Source organism: Gordonia sp. OPL2, from assembly GCF_003797825.1.
Classification (GTDB): Bacteria; Actinomycetota; Actinomycetes; order Mycobacteriales; family Mycobacteriaceae; genus Gordonia.
The window spans coordinates 318452-334985 of record NZ_RKME01000001.1 but is presented as its reverse complement, the minus strand read 5'-3'; the positions used below and the strand labels follow the sequence as shown (position 1 = coordinate 334985).

16 protein-coding genes and 1 tRNA gene are annotated in these 16534 nt (G+C 67.8%); 7 read left to right on the top strand and 10 right to left on the bottom strand.

Going from position 1 to position 16534, the window contains the following annotated elements; genetic code table 11:
- Positions 1 to 10: 10 nt before the first annotated feature.
- Positions 11 to 814 (bottom strand): MSMEG_4193 family putative phosphomutase, encoded by an 804-nt coding sequence (locus EEB19_RS01430; RefSeq protein WP_187582442.1) that lies wholly within the window; start codon positions 812 to 814, stop codon positions 11 to 13.
- A 17-nt stretch (positions 815 to 831) separates the two neighbouring features.
- Positions 832 to 1674, bottom strand: coding sequence for an undecaprenyl-diphosphate phosphatase (locus EEB19_RS01425; protein ID WP_187582440.1), 843 nt, complete (start codon positions 1672 to 1674; stop codon positions 832 to 834).
- Between the two features lie 183 nt (positions 1675 to 1857).
- On the opposite strand from EEB19_RS01425, the gene EEB19_RS01420 reads away from it, so the two are divergent.
- From EEB19_RS01420 to EEB19_RS01410, 3 genes are read left to right on the top strand one after another with little or no spacing between them, the layout of a single operon-like run.
- The gene (locus EEB19_RS01420; protein WP_187582438.1) at positions 1858 to 2925 is read left to right on the top strand and encodes a YncE family protein; all 1068 of its coding nucleotides are present in this window, start codon (positions 1858 to 1860) and stop codon (positions 2923 to 2925) included.
- A 2-nt stretch (positions 2926 to 2927) separates the two neighbouring features.
- A complete protein-coding gene (locus tag EEB19_RS01415; RefSeq protein ID WP_187582437.1) occupies positions 2928 to 3242 on the top strand; it encodes a DUF5703 family protein in 315 nt (104 codons plus the stop codon).
- Positions 3236 to 4348, top strand: a complete 1113-nt coding sequence (locus EEB19_RS01410; protein ID WP_187582436.1) for a quinone-dependent dihydroorotate dehydrogenase — start codon at positions 3236 to 3238, stop codon at positions 4346 to 4348. Before EEB19_RS01415 ends, EEB19_RS01410 begins: the two co-directional genes overlap by 7 nt.
- A 247-nt stretch (positions 4349 to 4595) precedes the next feature.
- Here the strand turns inward: EEB19_RS01410 and EEB19_RS01405 are convergent, their stop codons facing one another.
- Positions 4596 to 5144, bottom strand: a complete 549-nt coding sequence (locus EEB19_RS01405) for a YbhB/YbcL family Raf kinase inhibitor-like protein (protein WP_187582435.1) — start codon at positions 5142 to 5144, stop codon at positions 4596 to 4598.
- Between the two features lie 73 nt (positions 5145 to 5217).
- Complete coding sequence (locus EEB19_RS01400; RefSeq protein ID WP_187582434.1) at positions 5218 to 6564, bottom strand: M20/M25/M40 family metallo-hydrolase; 1347 nt, start codon at positions 6562 to 6564, stop codon at positions 5218 to 5220.
- 68 nt (positions 6565 to 6632) lie between these two features.
- On the opposite strand from EEB19_RS01400, the gene EEB19_RS01395 reads away from it, so the two are divergent.
- Positions 6633 to 6718: transfer RNA gene (locus tag EEB19_RS01395), tRNA-Leu, on the top strand.
- A 50-nt stretch (positions 6719 to 6768) separates the two neighbouring features.
- On the opposite strand, the gene EEB19_RS01390 is transcribed toward EEB19_RS01395, so the two are convergent.
- Positions 6769 to 7713: a mechanosensitive ion channel family protein gene (locus EEB19_RS01390; protein WP_187582433.1), complete on the bottom strand. Its 945-nt coding sequence runs from the start codon at positions 7711 to 7713 to the stop codon at positions 6769 to 6771.
- Between the two features lie 74 nt (positions 7714 to 7787).
- Here EEB19_RS01390 and EEB19_RS01385 point away from each other — a divergent pair, with 74 nt between their 5' ends.
- Positions 7788 to 8900 carry a nucleoside hydrolase gene (locus tag EEB19_RS01385; protein WP_187582431.1) on the top strand — a complete coding sequence of 371 codons (1113 nt, stop codon included), beginning with the start codon at positions 7788 to 7790 and terminating at the stop codon, positions 8898 to 8900.
- 9 nt (positions 8901 to 8909) lie between these two features.
- Positions 8910 to 9860 (top strand): LLM class F420-dependent oxidoreductase, encoded by a 951-nt coding sequence (locus EEB19_RS01380; protein WP_187582429.1) that lies wholly within the window; start codon positions 8910 to 8912, stop codon positions 9858 to 9860.
- A gap of 28 nt (positions 9861 to 9888) precedes the next feature.
- Here EEB19_RS01380 and EEB19_RS01375 read toward each other — a convergent pair whose 3' ends face one another.
- Both EEB19_RS01375 and EEB19_RS01370 read right to left on the bottom strand, forming a co-directional pair.
- Entirely contained in the window at positions 9889 to 10743 is an 855-nt protein-coding gene (locus EEB19_RS01375; protein WP_262365362.1) for a siderophore-interacting protein, read from the bottom strand.
- Positions 10740 to 12074, bottom strand: a complete 1335-nt coding sequence (locus EEB19_RS01370) for a lysine N(6)-hydroxylase/L-ornithine N(5)-oxygenase family protein (protein ID WP_187582427.1) — start codon at positions 12072 to 12074, stop codon at positions 10740 to 10742. Before EEB19_RS01370 ends, EEB19_RS01375 begins: the two co-directional genes overlap by 4 nt.
- A 92-nt stretch (positions 12075 to 12166) precedes the next feature.
- Here EEB19_RS01370 and EEB19_RS01365 point away from each other — a divergent pair, with 92 nt between their 5' ends.
- Positions 12167 to 13318 (top strand): isochorismate synthase MenF, encoded by a 1152-nt coding sequence (locus tag EEB19_RS01365; protein ID WP_262365361.1) that lies wholly within the window; start codon positions 12167 to 12169, stop codon positions 13316 to 13318.
- 58 nt (positions 13319 to 13376) lie between these two features.
- Here EEB19_RS01365 and EEB19_RS01360 read toward each other — a convergent pair whose 3' ends face one another.
- From EEB19_RS01360 to EEB19_RS01350, 3 genes are read right to left on the bottom strand one after another with little or no spacing between them, the layout of a single operon-like run.
- Positions 13377 to 14645 (bottom strand): cation:proton antiporter, encoded by a 1269-nt coding sequence (locus tag EEB19_RS01360; protein ID WP_187582426.1) that lies wholly within the window; start codon positions 14643 to 14645, stop codon positions 13377 to 13379.
- A 13-nt stretch (positions 14646 to 14658) separates the two neighbouring features.
- The gene (locus EEB19_RS01355) at positions 14659 to 16170 is read right to left on the bottom strand and encodes a tryptophan 7-halogenase (RefSeq protein WP_187582425.1); all 1512 of its coding nucleotides are present in this window, start codon (positions 16168 to 16170) and stop codon (positions 14659 to 14661) included.
- A complete protein-coding gene (locus tag EEB19_RS01350) occupies positions 16167 to 16448 on the bottom strand; it encodes a phosphopantetheine-binding protein (RefSeq protein ID WP_187582424.1) in 282 nt (93 codons plus the stop codon). Before EEB19_RS01350 ends, EEB19_RS01355 begins: the two co-directional genes overlap by 4 nt.
- Positions 16449 to 16534 lie beyond the last annotated feature (86 nt).

Here is a 16534-nt window from a genome sequence, read left to right as displayed (position 1 = left end):
GTTGGGTCCATTATCCGCGTGGGAGGGGGGCGGCCGCAGCCCGGACGTCTCGATCGCGGTCGTCGACACCCGTCGATCCGCCGACGACGGCATCGTCGGCGGACGCGCCGTCGCCCGGAGCGCCGTTACCGTCGCTCTCAGGGGCACCCTGCGCCGGTTTCTCCTTGTGCGGCGGCGGCACCGAGAGCACCGCGGTGCTGTTGACGGTGTGCACGTAGGGTCGCGTGGCGCCGTAACGGATGACGCTGATCGAAGCCGGTTCGACGACGATCCGCTGGAACGAGTCGAGATGCATGCCCATTGCATCGGCGATGATCGCCTTGATGACGTCGCCGTGCGAGCACGCCACCCAGACGCCGCTGCCGTCGGCACCCCCGAAACGCCGATCGAGGTCGCGCACGGCGGCGACGGCCCGCGCCTGGACGTTCGCCAGGCCCTCCCCGTCCGGGAAGACCGCGGCCGACGGATGCTGCTGCACCGTCTTCCAGAGCGGTTCGGAGAGCAGGTCCTTGATCGGCCGGTTCGTCCACGCGCCGTAGTCGACCTCGGCCAACGCATCCACCACGAGTTCGGGGACGTCGCGATCGGGGTCGGCGTCGAGGGCGGCCATCAGCGGGGCCACGGTCTGTGCACAGCGGTCCAGCGGCGAGCGGGCGACGGCGCTGATCTCGCCGATGCAGACACCGAGGCGTTCGAGCAACGCGGAGGCCTGCTCCCGCCCCTTCTCGTCGAGTGAGACACCCGGTGTCCGGCCGGCGAGCACACCCGATGTGTTGGCCGTGGAACGTCCGTGCCGCACCAAAATCACGGTCATGGGTCCAACCTTACGGCTCAGGTCGCGCTGATCACGCCCGCGGAGAGCAGACCGATGACGGTCAGCCCCAGGATCACGCGGTACGCGCCGAACCAGTTCATCGAGTGGGCGCTGACGAATCGCAGCAACCAGGCGATCGAGGCGTACCCGATCACGAACGCGATCAAGGTGGCGATCAACAGCTGGGATCCGGTCGCCTCCATCCCCTCACCGCTGGGATCGAAGGCATCGGGAAGGCTGAACAGACCCGATGCCGTGACGGCCGGGATGGCGAGCAGGAACGAGAAGCGGAACGCGGCCTCGCGCTCGAGACCGAGGAAGAGCCCGGCGCTGGCGGTCGCGCCGGATCGAGACACACCGGGCACCAGCGCGAGGCACTGCGCGAGACCCATGACCAGGCCGTCGCGCAGGGTCAGCTGATCCATCGACCTTTCCTTGCGGCCGTACCGCTCCGCGAGCCAGATCACGCCGGCGAAGACGATGAGCACCGTCGCCACCAGCCACAGGTTGCGACCGGTGGTGCGGATCTGGTCCTTGAACAGGAATCCGAGCACACCGATCGGAACGGTCGCGAAGATCACGTACCAGCCGATGCGGTAGTCGAGACCGCGATCCTCGCGATGGAACAGACCGCGGAACCACGCCGTCACGATCCGCACGATGTCCCGTGCAAAGTAGACGAGGACGGCGGCCTCCGTACCGAGTTGGGTGACCGCGGTGAACGATGCGCCGGCGTCCTCTCCGAACATCAGCTCCGACGCGATCCGCAGGTGACCCGACGACGAGATCGGCAGGAACTCGGTCACGCCTTGCAGGGCACCGAGCACGATCGCCTGGGCCCACGTCATGGTGTCGCTCACGGCCGCAGATGCTACGTGCAATCGCAGTGTCTCACCGCATTCCCGCCGGCGGCGTTTCCCGGCATCCGCGGCAGATCCGGCGTGGTCGCGACCCACCGACCCCGATCCGTCGCCACCGGTGACGTGACGCAAGATGGTGGCATGCACGTGGCCAGATCGAAGCACCCGACCAGCCTTTTCGACATGGTCTCGCGGTCCCGTCCGCTTGCCGCCGGGCTGGGTGTGATCGCGATCGCGCTGGCGGTGGCCGCATGCGGGTCGTCGGACGCGCCGTCGGCCCCCGATGTGCCGACTGTCACACCAGCCACCGCGTCGCCTGCGCCGCCCGGCCCGGCCGCGACGCCTGCCGGCATCGTCGTGCCGACACCCGCGGGCAGCCGCGGACTGGCCGTCGACGACGGTGTCGTCGCGGTGCTCGATCCCGCCGGCACGACCGTGCTCCGCTATCGCGACATCGTCCCGGGTGCCGAACCGCAACGATCCACGACGCCGCCACTGAACCGGCTCGTCGGCGCCGGCGGCGGTTCGTTCGTCGGGGTCGGACCGGGCGTGATCGCACGCATCTCCCCCGACGGCACGGTCGCCACGACCCCGGTCGACGTCGCCGACCCGACGGCACTGGCCCGCACGGGCGCCGGTGAGATCCTGGTGGGCACGGCCGACGGTCGCGTCCTCGTCTTCGACCGTGATCTCCGGCCGGGCCGGGTCATCGACGGTTTCGTGCGGGTCGACGACATCACCGTCTCCCCGAAGGACGCGGACCTCCCCGGCGAACAGGTCGTCGTCCTCGACCGGGCGCAGTCGTCGGTCACCCCGATCACCCTGTCCGACGGCAATCTCGGACCGGCGTTGCGGGCGGGCAACGGCGCCACCACCGCCACGGTGGACCGCTACGGCCGCGTCCTGGTGGCCAACACCCGCGACGACGAGCTCATCGGATTCTTCGGGTCACCGCTGGTGATGCGGTTCCGCTACCCCGTGGCCGACGGCCCGTACGCCGTAGACTACGACGACACGCGCAACCTGGCGTGGGTGTCGACGACGGCGAACAACGAGGTGGTGGCCTATGACCTGTCCGGTGGCGAGCCCGAGGAGAAGCATCGGTTCCCGGCGGTCGCACAACCGGACAGCATCGCCGTCGATGACGCGACCGGCACGGTCTACGTGTTGTCGGAGCGCGGCGGGCTGCAGGTCGCCACGCCGGACAACGCACTGCGCGGCGTCGTCACCGTCGGTCCGTCGGGAGGGTGAGCATGTCGCCTGATCCGACTGCCGACGCCGGAACGACCCGGCTTGGTCGCGCCGGCTCACGATTCGGTTCGCGCCACCCCCGCGGCTGGGAGGTCACCACCGACGATCACGAGTGCGTGCTGCTCACGCTGCCCCCCGACGTCACGCGGGTGACCGCCTCGATGCGGCTCTCCATCGAGGCGGAGTTCGGCGGCTGGGAGCTCAAACGAGTCAGGCTGTACTCGGACGGCACTCGAAAGGTGTTGCTGCGCCGCAAGAAACCGCCACGAATGCGCCGCTACGGCGGCGATACGGAAGCGGGTGCGCAGGCGTGCTGAACCGGGTCAACCGCAGTGTGTATCCGGTGCTGTTGCGGGTGATGTTCCTGCTCGCACCCGAACGCATCCATGGGATCGCCGCCCATGTCCTGCGCCTCATCGGCCGGAACCCGCTGCTGCGATACCTCGCCGCGAAGGTCCTGGCCTCGCACGATCCCGTTCTCCGACAACGCGTTTTCGGCGTCGACTTCCCGGCACCCCTCGGTCTCGCCGCCGGCTTCGACAAGTCCGCCTCGGCGGTCAACGCATGGGGTCAGGTCGGCTTCGGGTACGCCGAGATCGGCACGATCACCGGCGCACCGCAGCCAGGCAATCCAGCCCCGCGATTGTTCCGCCTCCCCGCCGACCGCGCACTCGTGAACCGCATGGGCTTCAACAACCCCGGCGCGACGGTCGCCGCCACGCATCTGGCGGCATTGCGCCCCGGCCCGGTCAGCGTGCCCATCGGTGCCAACATAGGCAAGACCAAGATCGTGCCCGTCGAGGACGCCGTCGACGACTACCGGTTCAGCGCACGGACACTCGGGCCTCTCGCCGATTTCGTGGTGGTGAACGTGAGTTCGCCGAACACCCCCGGGTTGCGTGATCTGCAGGCAGTGGACTCACTGCGCCCGATCCTGCGGGCCGTGCTCGACGAGGTCTCGGTGCCGGTGCTGGTGAAGATCGCACCCGATCTCGCGGACGACGACATCGACGCAGTCGCGGACCTGGCCGTGGAACTCGGTCTGGCGGGGATCGTGGCCACCAACACGACCATCGGCCGCGACGGCCTGACGACACCGGCCGGTGAGGTCTCGGCGATGGGTGCGGGCGGATTGTCCGGGCCGCCTCTCGCCGACCGCTCGCTCGTCGTGTTACGACGCCTGTATGCCCGGGTGGGCGGACGCCTCGCCCTGGTGAGCGTCGGCGGCATCGAGACCGTGGATCAGGCGTGGGAACGCATCTGCGCGGGTGCCGACCTGCTGCAGGGGTACACCGCGTTCATCTATGGCGGACCGTTGTGGGCCAAGCAGATTCACGACGGCATCGCGGACCGGGTCCGTGCCGGGGGCTTCGCGAGTCTGGCCGATGCCGTCGGGTCCGACGCCCGGCCCGTCGAGCCCTGAGTCGCGGCGCGCCGTCGCTGACCAGCGAGGTATTCGACCCATGAGAAGCGACGCGCCGTAACCCCTGAGGAGCGAAGCCTCTTTCGACCCCTGAGGAGCGAAGCGTCGTCGACCCCTGAGGAGCGAAGCGTCACGAAGGGGCCCTTCGTGACGCTCGGCCAGGGCCTCGCTCCTCAGGGGCCGGGGCGCCCTCAGGGCCGGGGCGCGCCTCAGGCGCCCGCGCGATCTGTCGTCGGAGCGACGGAGCTCAGATGTTCTCCGAGGCCTGCTCGTAGGTGCCGACGATGCTCGCGCGCGCGATCGCGTGCGAGAACAGGTTGAACCCGAGGTAGGCGGGCGTCGCCCCGTCGGGCAGGCCCAGCGATTCGACATCGACGGCATGGACGACCACGTAGTAGCGGTGCGGTCCGTGTCCGGGCGGTGGCGCCGCACCGATGAAACGCTTGGCCGACGCGTCGTTGGCAAGTGTCACCGCGCCCTCCGGGAGGCCGGCCCCGGTCTCGTCACCGGCACCTTCGGCCAGCGTCGTCACCGACGCCGGGATGTCGGCAACCGCCCAGTGCCAGAAGCCGGACGCGGTCGGCGCATCCGGGTCGTAGACCGTGACGGCGAAACTCTTGGTGTCCGAAGGAAACCCGGACCAGCTCAGCTGGGGCGAGAGATCCTCGCCTCCGGCGCCCATGATCCCGCTGACCTGGGCGTTGCGCAGGCCCTGTCCGTCGGTGAGGCTCTCCGAGGACAGGGTGAAGCCTGGCAGACTCGGCAGCGGATCGTAGGGGTTGAACGACGACGACATCAGATCACCTTTCTCCTGTGGGCACGAGGCGCCTGGCACGAGGCGACGGCGTCGCGCCCATGATCGGGGTACATCAACTGTGTAACAGAAAGTGCTCGAAGACCTTCGTCCCGAACACGACGGCGTCGACCGGGACACGCTCGTCGACACCATGGAACAACGCGGCGAAGTCGAGGTCGGGCGGCAACTGCAGTGGCGCGAAGCCGAAGCATCGGATGCCGAGCTTGGCGAAGGCCTTGGCGTCGGTACCACCGGAGAGCATGTACGGCACCGTCTTGCCCTGCGGGTCGTGCGCGAGGATGGCGTCGTTCATCGCGTCGACGAGATGGCCGTCGAAGGTCGTCTCGTACGAGTCGAGGTGGGTGATCCACTCACGGGTCACGTTCGGCCCGAGCAGTTCGTCGATCTCCTTCTCGAACTCGGCCTGCCGTCCGGGCAGGACTCGGCAGTCGATGACGGCCTCGGCCTTCTGCGGGATGACGTTGGCCTTGTATCCCGCCTTGAGCATCGTCGGGTTGGCCGTGTCGCGCAGCGTCGCACCGATGATGCGCGCGAGGTTGCCCAACTTGAACAGCGTGGTGTCCAGGTCGGGCGCGTCCGGGCGGAGATCGAGACCCGTTTCCTCGGACACCGCGGCCAGGAACTCGCTCACCGACTCGGTCATCACCAGCGGGAACGTGTGGCGACCGATCCGGGCCACCGCCTCCGCCACCTCGGTGACGGCGTTGTCCTCGTGCAGGAACGAACCGTGGCCGGCGGACGCGTTCGCCGTCAGCCGCATCCACGACAGGCCCTTCTCCGCGGTCTCGACCAGGTAGAGCCTGCGCTGTTCCCCGTCTGGCCGGTCGACGGTGAGCGAGAAGCCACCGACCTCGCCCACCGCCTCGGTGATGCCCTCGAACAGGTCGGGACGGTTCTCGACCAGCCAGTGCGAGCCCCACGTGCCGCCCGCCTCCTCGTCGGCGAGGAAGGCGAAGACCAGTTCGCGCGGTGGAACAGTGCCGTCGCGCCGGAATTGGCGGGCCAGCGCCAGAGCCATGCCGACCATGTCCTTCATGTCGACGGCGCCGCGGCCCCAGATGTATCCGTCGGACACCGATCCGGAGAAGGGGTGGACGCTCCAGTCCGACGGTTCGGCCGGCACCACGTCGAGATGAGAATGCACGAGCAGTGCGCCACGGTCGGAGTCGGGAGGCCCGGCGAGACGGGCGAACACGTTGCCCCGACCCGCCCGGCCGGACTCCACGTACTGCGTCGTGTACCCGACCTCCTCGAGGACCTGCGCCACCCACTTGGCGCACTCCTCCTCCCCCTTCGTCGTCTCCGGTTCGCCGGTGTTGGTCGTGTCGAATCGGATGAGACGACTGACGATGTCGACGACCTCGTCGACCGCGTTCGGAGCCTTGGGCTGGGAAGTCACCCCCCACTCCTACGGGATTTGGGATAGACGGGCAACCTCGGTTAAGGTTGTGCCCGCTACGAACGCAGGTCCGAGTGGCGGAATGGCAGACGCGCTAGCTTGAGGTGCTAGTGCCCTATTAACGGGCGTGGGGGTTCAAGTCCCCCCTCGGACACACGAGCAGGACCCCGGCCGATCGGCCGGGGTCCTGTTTTTCTGTGTCGGTCACTCGCCGCGGGTCGCGCCGACCAGCCGACTGAGCGGGTGCGGCAGGGAGATCCCGTTCTCGTCGTAGGCCGCGAGGACGGCGCGCCGCAGCAGGCGCTGGGTGGCCCATTGGGCGTTCGGCTTGGTCTTGACCGTCATTCGCAGGGTGACCTGGTCGGGACCGACCTCCTGGATGCCGAGCATCTCGGGGACGCCGAGTACGTCGGCGGCCGCGGCGTCGTCGGCGAGCGCCTCGTTCGCAGCCTCCAGTGCCACCGCCTGAGCCCGGTCGAGGTCCGCGCCGAGAGCCACGGGCAGTTCCACACGCGCCACCGCATACTCCTGGCTCATGTTGCCGACCCGGATGATCTCGCCGTTGCGCACGTACCAGAGCGTGCCGTCGATGTCGCGCAGCGTGGTGATCCGCAGACCGACGGACTCGACCTCGCCCGAGGCCTCCCCCAGGTCGACGATGTCGCCCACGCCGTACTGATCCTCGAGCAGCATGAACACGCCGGACACGAAGTCGCGGACCAGGTTCTGCGCACCGAAACCGATTGCCAGACCGACGATGCCGGCCGAGGCGATGAACGGTGCGATGTTGACGCCGAGCACACTGAGCACCGACAGCACGACCCACACCAGCAGAATGATCGACACCGTGGACTTCAGCACGGAACCGATGGTCTTCGCGCGTTGAGCGCGACGTTCGGCGACCGCGGCACTGCGCGCGGTCGACGGTGTCTTCTCCCGAAGATGCCTCAGCAGGGCCGGCTTGCGGGTCTCGACCTCACTGCCCACCGCGGATGGTTGTGGGCGCCTGGTCGCCCGGTCGATGGCGCGGTGGAGCAGGAATCGCAAGATGAGTGCGACGATGATGTAGGTCGCGATGCGGATCGGGTTCTCGATGATCCACTCGCGATTCGTCTCCGTCCATTCGAAAGCGATGTGTTGAGCCGTCATCCTCCCGACGGTACAAACCTGACCGCACATGTCCAGTTCGGCGTCACACGAAGGGGACTTGTCACAATGGCGGTGTGACCCGTCTCTTCTTCGACTGCGACACCGGGATCGACGACTCGCTGGCGCTGCTGTACCTCCTCGCTCGCCCCGACGTGGATGTGATCGGGATCGCATCCACCGCCGGCAACGTCCCGGTGGACACGGTGACCGCGAACAATCTCGCCTGGCTGGAACTCTGCGGTCGCACCGACATCCCGGTCCACACCGGGTCACCGGTGCCCCTGGTCGCCGAGCTCATGACCACCGAGGACACCCATGGCCCGGCCGGTGTCGGTTACGCGGAGCTGCCGCCGGCGACCACCAGCGAAAGCCAGGTGGACGCCGCGGACGCCTGGATCGACGCGTCGCTCGCACACCCCGGGGAGCTGATCGGCCTGGTCACAGGCCCGCTGACGTCACTTGCGACAGCAATTCGGCGCGATTCGGCACTTCCGGGCCGGCTCGCTCGCCTGGTGATCATGGGTGGCGCGTTCCACGTGCACGGAAACACCACGCCCGTCGCGGAATGGAACGTCGCAGTCGATCCCGAGGCCGCCGCGGAGGTCTTCGCCGCGTTCGGCGCCGAGGACGCGACACCTCCCATCGTGTGCCCGCTCGACCTCACCGAGTCGGTCGCCCTCACCCCGGACCATCTGGTCCGTCTCGCCGCCGCAGCGGGTAGCAGCCCGGTCGAATGCCCCGATCCCGGAGACGAGCCGGGGCTGCGCTCGGTGGCCGCCAATCCCCTGATCCGTCACGTGGTCGACGCCGTGCGCTTCTACCTGGAGTTCCATCACGCGCACGACGAGGGATACATCGCCCATCTCCACGATCCATTCGCGGCCATGGTCGCGCTCTCCCCCGGCATCGTCACCACCATCGCGGCCCGGGTCGACGTCGAGGTGACCGGACGGCTGACGAGGGGCATGACCGTGGCCGACGAACGGTCGATGACCGGCGCCCCGAATGCACGGATCACGACGTCCACCGACGTCGACGCGGTCTTCGACGAATTGCTCGACCGGATCGCCACACTGGCGAGAACGCTTGCCTCATCGGACAATTCGGACAGCGGCCTTCTTGCGTCAGGGGATCGCGTCGGCGAGACGGTCAGGAGATCCCCTGCGGCCCAGGCACGGCGAGCGTAGCGTCGGGGTGTGACGAAGCTCGGTTACCAGATCCCCAATTTCACCTATCCCGACACCACCCCCGACCGACTCTTCCCGACGATCGTCGGGCAGGCGGTGGAGGCCGAGGAGTCCGGGTTCGACACCGTCCTGGTGATGGACCACTTCTACCAACTGCCGATCCTGGGCGCGCCCGACGAACCGATGATCGAGTGCTACACGTTGCTCTCGGCCCTGGCACAGCACACCTCGACGGTGCGGCTGTCCTCGCTGGTCACCGGGAACACCTACCGCAACCCGACGCTGCTCGCGAAGACGGTGACCGCACTCGACCTGGTGTCCGGCGGTCGCGGACAGCTGGGGATCGGCGCGGGATGGTTCGAACTCGAACACGACTCGCTCGGATACGAATTCGGCACCTTCACCGACCGGTTCGAGAAGCTCGAGGAGGCCCTTCAGATCGTGCTCGGCATGCTGGCGGGCACGGCGCCGAGTCTCGACGGCAAGTGGTACCGGGTGAGCGAGGCCCTCAACGTTCCGGCACCTCTGTCGAAGATCCCGGTGATGATCGGCGGCGGCGGCGAGAAGAAGACCCTGCGCATGGTCGCCCAGTACGCGGACGAGTCGAACCTCATCTGCCCGGTCGAGGACATCCCACGCAAACTCGATGCGCTGGCAGAGCACTGTGAGCGCTTGGGGCGCAACCGTTCCGAGATCACGGTGAGCCTTCAGACCTCGGCATGCATCGCGCCGACGCACGATCAGGCGGTCGCCGAGTTCGAGGACTATCTACAGCGGAATCCGGCCGCCGAGGTGCGTCGCGCGTCGACGATCGTGGGTGATCCGGACGAGGTCGGCGCGCACTTCACCGACCTGCTCGCGACCGGTGTCGACGGCGTCACGGTCAACGCGCCCGCGAATGGTCATGTGCACGGGAGGGTCTCGCTCCTGGGCCGTACGCTGGCACCGCTCGTCGGCTGAGCCGCCGACGCTACGGTGCCCGCAGCGCTCACTCGTCGTCGGCCTCGTGATGGTCGAGGTTGACGGTGCCGGCGCGCCAGTAGCCGTCGACCTTGACCCGCTCCTTCGGCAGCCCCAGTTCACGTCGTAGGTGTCGTCGGACCGGTTTGAGGGAGTTCGCCTCACCGGCCACCCAGGTGTAGAAGTCCCCGGGCGGCAGATCGAGGGAACGGATCGCCTCGTACAGCAGGGTGCTGTTCCCGGGAGCCGCATCGCCACGGTGGAGCACATGGATTCGGGCACCTGGCCGGGCGGGCAGATCGATCTCGGACTCCGGTCCCGACACCTCGACGACGGCGATCACCGGCTTGCCGTCAGGCAGCTCCTCCAGCCAACGGGCCAGCGCCGGAAGAGCCGTGTCGTCGGCGCCGAGGAGGTACCAGTCGTAGCCCACCGGGTAGATGTGCGAGCCACGTGGACCCAGCATGCCCAACCGGTCGCCGGCGACCGCACGCATCGCCCAGGAACCCGCGACGCCGTGCGTGTGCAGCACGAAGTCGATGTCGAGCAACGCGGAATCACGGTCGTAGGAGCGGACGGTGTAATCCCGGTAGATCGGATGGCGGCCGTGCGCCGGTAGCCGCATGCCTTCCGGCCCGACCCCGGGCATCACGATCTCGCCGGTCTCATCGGCAAAGAACAGCTTGACGTGGTCGTCCGGCGCCATCTCGACGAACCAGAAGTCGTCCGGGGAGGTGATCCGGAACGTCACGCGGCGCATCTCGGCGCTCAGGTCCCTGGAGGCCACGACCTCGACCGTGCGGGGGACGAGGTCGTACATGGTCAGCCGGAGGTCGGAGGCGTGCGGCGTCAGATCCACAATTGCCGAGTCGGAGTGCGTCACCGATGCCCGTCCCGACCCGACAGTGGTTCGCCGGCGATGTCCGCGAACCCGTTCGACACCGCGGACGCCGCGACGAGCGAACGGTTCTCCGCCAACGCGCGCACGATCTCACCGGACCGGACCGCCACATTGGACAGCAACGTGGAGGTCAGTCCGTGGGTGTGCTCGGAGTTGCCCTGCACGAAGATGTCTCCGGTGATGTCGTCGGCAGTCTGCACCCGGTAGAGGCGGTCCAGGACGGGCCGGCCGTGCCGGTCCTCGCCACAGCTCTCGGCGAGGTCGCCGAGCATGTCCGACAACGGAGTGGGCTCGAATCCAGTGGCGAACACCACTGCGTCACAGTCGAGTTCGGTCTCCGTGCCGGTGAGCCGATGCGCGACCCGGATGCGGACCGAGTCCGCACCCTCGACGATGTCGACCAACTCGGTGGCGCCGTGGACGAACAACCGACGATGACCGTTGACGTGCTCGGTGTACTCCCGCTGGTAGAGATCCTGGATCAGCTCCGGATCGACGGCGGAGTAATTCGTACTGCGGTGATACTGCAGGAGCCTCTCACGCCACCCGTCTCCTGCCGCGAAGTACTCGTCGACCGCCTCGGGATCGAAGATCCGGTTCGCGTACGGGCTGTCGTCGGCGGGCGTGTAGCCGTACTTCGCAAACACCGCGTGCACGTCCGCATCGGTCTCGTCGTGCAGGTAGGCGGCCACCTCCGCCGCGCTCTGCCCCGCGCCGATCACCGCGTAGCGGCCGTTGGACCTGCTCGGCAGGTCGGCGAAGTGGTGGAGCATGCGATGGTTGTGGAACACCCGGGGACCGGCGGTGACCCCCGCAGGCAACTTCGCTCGGAGTCCGCCACCGAGGACCAGGTTGCGGGCACGGACCACACCGGAATCGGACACCACCTCGAAGTGGTCACCATCCCATCGCACAGCTGTGACATCCGTCGAGTACTCGACAGGGATCCGGACCCGGTCGGCGGCCCAGCACAGGTAGTCGTGGAACTCGGCACGCAGCGGAAAGAAGTCCTGCCGGTTGATGAAATGAGTCAGCCGACCACGTTCCGTCAGATAGTTCAGGAACGTGTACTCACTGCGCGCATTACGTTGCGTGGCAAGGTCTTTCAAGAAGGACACCTGCATGGTCGTGCCGGGCAGCAACATGCCGGAGTGCCAGCCGAAGGCATCCTTTTTCTCGAAGAACTTCGCGGTGACCGCCTGCTGCGGCCCGGCGGTCAGATTGTGCTCCTCGATCGCGATCGCCAACCCCAGATTCGACGGTCCGAATCCGATGCCGACCACGTCGACCAACGGAGAAAGATCACTGCACAAGCGTTGCTCCTCTACGTCGTTCTGCGACTGTGCTGACCGATGGGGAAGGCGCACTCGTTCTCCAGACGAAAGGTAAGTCTATCCTAAGCAACGTGCTCGTGCCGCATCCCCCTCCGCCGCATCCGCAGACCCCGTCGTTCGTCCTGTCCCGACCTGATCGCCACGTGGTCACCACCGGTGTGAATGCATCATTCGACGATGTCGCGGCGGCGCAGCGAGCTTTGTCGGCGCGTCGCCACCGATGGCTGGTCGGCGCGCTGCCGTTCGATCTCCGCGATCCCGCGGCACTGATCGCACCGGAGACGCTGAACTGCGAGACCGGTCCGTGGCGGCCGCCGACGATCGGCGGCCACGACCGGGTGGTGACGATCGACCGAGCCGATCCGCAGCCTGCCGATCATCGTCGCCGGGTCGCCGACATCGTCGCCGAACTCCGCGGCAATCCCGCGATGGAGAAGGTGGTCCTGGCTCGAAAACTGCTCTTGCGCTGCGACTCTGCGATCTCTGCGCACGATCTCGCGGCACGGCTGTGTGCCGCCGACCCGGGGGGTAACGCCTTCCTGACCGACCTCTCCCCCGCTGGAGCAGACCGTGACGGACATCATCTGGTCGGCGCGAGCCCGGAAGTCCTCGTCCGCAAAGAAGGCCGGGTGGTGACCTGCCACCCCCTGGCCGGGTCGGCCGCTCGCGACGTGGATCCGGTGCAGGACGCGCACCGACGAGACCTGCTGGCGATCTCCGGCAAGGATCGGCACGAGCATCGCCTGGTGGTCGATGCCATCCGCGCCGTGCTGACACCACTGTGCACCGATCTCCGGGTCCCGGCGGAGCCGACGATGGTGGCGACGCCGGCCATGTGGCACCTCGGCACACCGATCCGAGGTGTCGTCGACGACCCGGACCTGACCGCGCTCGATCTCGCACTCGCGCTGCACCCGACCCCCGCAGTCTGTGGCACACCCACCGGGGCGGCCCGCGACCTCATCCGCGAGGTCGAGGGCGACCGTGGCTTCTATGCCGGTGCTGTCGGCTGGACCGACGCCTCCGGTGACGGCGAATGGATGGTCGCGATCCGTTGTGCGGAGATCGATGGCGACGGCCGCGGGGTGACCACCTGGGCCGGTGGCGGCATCGTCGCAGCATCCGACCCGGACGACGAACTGCGCGAGACGGAGTCGAAGTTTCGCACGATCCTCGACGCGCTCGACGTCGCCGACGACACGGCCTCCTCGCCCGTCGGCTGAAAGTGGCGACGGGCGAGGACGTCGTCGATCGCTCCACGTGCCCGGCAGCGCCGGACCCTCAGCCCCGTCCCACTCCGGCATCCACACCGGCATCCGCGCCGACCGAGGCCGGACGAACCGCCGGGATCGATTCGGATTCGAAACGGCGCGTGGCGAATACGAGCATGGGACCGGCCATGATGGAGGTGGCCAGAGCCAGCAGGACGACGATCGCGTAGACCGACTCGGAGAACACGCCGATCTGCAGCCCGATGGTGGCCAAGATGATCTCGACGACGCCGCGGGCGTTGAGCCCCGATCCGAGCGCCAGCGACTCCCAGCGGGACACGCCGACCAGACGCGCACCCAGGTATCCACCGATCAGCTTCCCGGCAACAGCCACGACGAGCACGACGACCGCGAGGACTGCGACACCCGGCCGCCCGAGTTCGGCAAGGTCCAGGTGCAGGCCCGCGGTGGCGAGGAACACCGGCGCCAGCACGGCGGCTGTGACCGTCTGCAGCGGCCCGAGCACCCCGTGTCCGCGGCGGCCGACCATCAACCCGGCGAGGAAGGCTCCCAGCGCGGCCTCCAGGTGCAGTGCGTCGGTGGCGGCGGCCCCGGCGACGATCAGCACCACGACGATTCCGTTGACATACACGGCATTCGACGATGTCTCGACGCGATCGAGTGCTTTGCGCACCCACGGACGGAGCAGCCAGGTGACGGCGATGGCCGCGCCCAGGTACGCCGCGGTCAGCGGGACCTGCCAGCCTCGCAGGCCGACGGTCGTCATCGCCGACACGACCGCGAGCAACATCCATGCGCCGACATCGCTGAGGGTGCCGGCGCTCAGGATCACCTGACCGATCTCCTTGCGCAGCAGATCGAGGTCGGTGAGGATCTTGGCGATCACCGGAATTGCGCTGACCGACATCGCGGTTCCGAGCAGCAACGCGAATTCCACGGCCGTCGAGTCGCTCCCGTGGAACCGATCGGGCACGCCGAAACCGACGCCGATCCCGAAGGCGAGCGGTATCGCGAACGACCACACGCTCACCGATGCGATGACCTTGCCGCGCCGGCGTAACACGGTGAAGTCGAGCTCGGCGGCGGCCAGCCCGACGAGGAGCAGCACACCGAACTGTCCGATCCCGGCGACCAGCGCCGACGGGCCGTCGTCGGGGAAGAGTCGGTCATGCGCCGCCGGGAGGAGCCAACCGAGCAGCGACGGACCGAGAACGACACCGGCGAGTAGTTCGCCGACCATCGCGGGCAGCCCGAGCCGCCTCGCGATCATCCCCAGCACCACCGCGGCGCCGAGGATGATCGCGAGCTGGGTCAGCATCGTCGGCGGTGGGTCACGCGTCGACGGTCGCGGGCTCGGCCCACGCCAGACCATCGGCCGACGGCACCAGCCCGCCGTCGAGCAGCGGCGGCTCGATCGCTCCGTCACCGCTGGCGCCGCGTGCCTGGAAGGCGTTCATCTCCTCCATCACGTCGCGGACGACCGGCGCACTGAACATGTGGCCCATCCGCTGACCGGAGTCGGTGTCCATACCGCCGGTCTTCTCGGTCGCCTCGGTCAGTGCCTTGGTCGATGCGCTGAACTTCTCGACGATCTTCTCCGGATCGGTCAAGACGTCCTCACCCGAGTACCCGCCGGCGACGAGCGAGACGAATGCCGCGAGGTCGGTGCGGTCGAAGTTGGTGACCTTGCGCGCTTTCCAGAAATACGAATCCTCGGACTGCTCCATGTCGTAGAACGCGGACAGGAACTCGTAGAACACCGCGTACTCCCGGCGGTAACGTCCCTCGAATTCGTCGAAGGCACGCTCCTCGGTCATCGCGCCCGACAGCACGCTGTTGATCGACCGTGCCGCGAGGACGCCTGAGTAGGTGGCGAGGTGAACACCGGTGGAGAACACGGGGTCGATGAAGCAGGCGGCATCCCCGACGAGGACCATCCCGTTGCCCCAGAACCGGGTGTTGGCATATGAGTAGTCTTGGCGGATACGGATCTCGCCGTAGGTGCCCTCGGTGACCCGGCTGGCGTCGCTGAGCATGTCCTTCACGATCGTGCATCGATCGATGTAGTGGTTCAGCGTCTCTTCCTGCGCGTTGAGCACGTGCTCGGCCTTGTCCTTGGAGATGACCGCGCCGACACTGGTGAGGGTGTCCGACAGCGGGATGTACCACATCCATCCCTCGTCGAACGCCGCGCACAGGATGTTGCCGGAGTCGGGTGCCGGCAGGCGCTTGCCACCCTCGAAATAGCCGAAGACGGCGACATTCTGGAAGAAGTCGGAGTAGATGCGCTCGCCCCCTGCATATTTCGAGAGCCGCGTGGTGTTGCCCGATGCGTCCACGACGTACTTCGCCCGCACGTGGTGCTCACCGCGGTCGGCGTCGAGGTACCGGACTCCGACGACGCGCCCGTCCTCGTCCTGTTCGGTTCCGTTGACGCGGCAGTTCTGGCGCACGTCCACACCGCATTCGGCCGAGTTCTCCAGCAGGATGTTGTCGAACTTCATCCGCTCGACCTGATAGGCGTAGGACCCCTCGCCGGCGAACTCCGGCGAGATGGCGAACAGGAAGTTCCACGGCACCGGGTTCTTGCCCCAGCGGAAGCTGCCACCCCGCTTGTGCATGAAGCCCGCATCCTTGATCTTCTGATCCACGCCGAGCAGCCGGCACACCCCGTGAATCGTCGAGGGCAGCAACGACTCCCCGATCTGGTAGCGGGGGAAGGTCTCCTTCTCCAGCTGCACGACGCGGTGCCCACTCTTCGCGAGAAGCGTCGCCACGGTCGACCCACCCGGCCCACCGCCGACCACGACGACGTCGACATTCTCGATCGTCGGTGCGCTCATCGGCGGGCCTCCTCGGTGACGTCGGCGGTGCCCGCGGCGTCGGCGGTCAGTTCGCGCACCCAGGACCCGACAACCGGATCGGATGCGAGCGCGACCAGGTCGGCCTTCACCGCACCGGCCGCCCGCCATCGTTCGATCAACGACATGAGCCGGACGGAGTCCAGTCCGACGTCGAGCACATTGGTCTCGTCTCCGATCTCGGCCGCGGGAACCTGCAGGATCTCCGCGATGTCGCCGATGATCTGCTCCCTGGTCAAGGTCGAGCTGGTCGTCGCCATATGGTGATGTCCCCTTTTCCGCCGTCCGGTCAGGGACGGCCTCTGGTGCAAGACCCCCGACAGACGTCGCGCGAGTGCGATGGACC

Excerpts from the sequence above, each read along its gene's own strand:
- EEB19_RS01405 (WP_187582435.1), bottom strand. The coding sequence starts at position 5,144 with ATGTCGTCGTCGTTCAACCCCTACGATCCGCTGCCGAGTCTGCCAGGC.
- EEB19_RS01355 (WP_187582425.1), bottom strand. The coding sequence starts at position 16,170 with ATGAGCGCACCGACGATCGAGAATGTCGACGTCGTCGTGGTCGGCGGT.
- EEB19_RS01390 (WP_187582433.1), bottom strand. The coding sequence starts at position 7,713 with ATGACGGCTCAACACATCGCTTTCGAATGGACGGAGACGAATCGCGAG.
- EEB19_RS01360 (WP_187582426.1), bottom strand. The coding sequence starts at position 14,645 with ATGCTGACCCAGCTCGCGATCATCCTCGGCGCCGCGGTGGTGCTGGGG.
- EEB19_RS01430 (WP_187582442.1), bottom strand. The coding sequence starts at position 814 with ATGACCGTGATTTTGGTGCGGCACGGACGTTCCACGGCCAACACATCG.
- EEB19_RS01350 (WP_187582424.1), bottom strand. The coding sequence starts at position 16,448 with ATGGCGACGACCAGCTCGACCTTGACCAGGGAGCAGATCATCGGCGAC.
- EEB19_RS01420 (WP_187582438.1), top strand. The coding sequence starts at position 1,858 with ATGGTCTCGCGGTCCCGTCCGCTTGCCGCCGGGCTGGGTGTGATCGCG.
- EEB19_RS01415 (WP_187582437.1), top strand. The coding sequence starts at position 2,928 with ATGTCGCCTGATCCGACTGCCGACGCCGGAACGACCCGGCTTGGTCGC.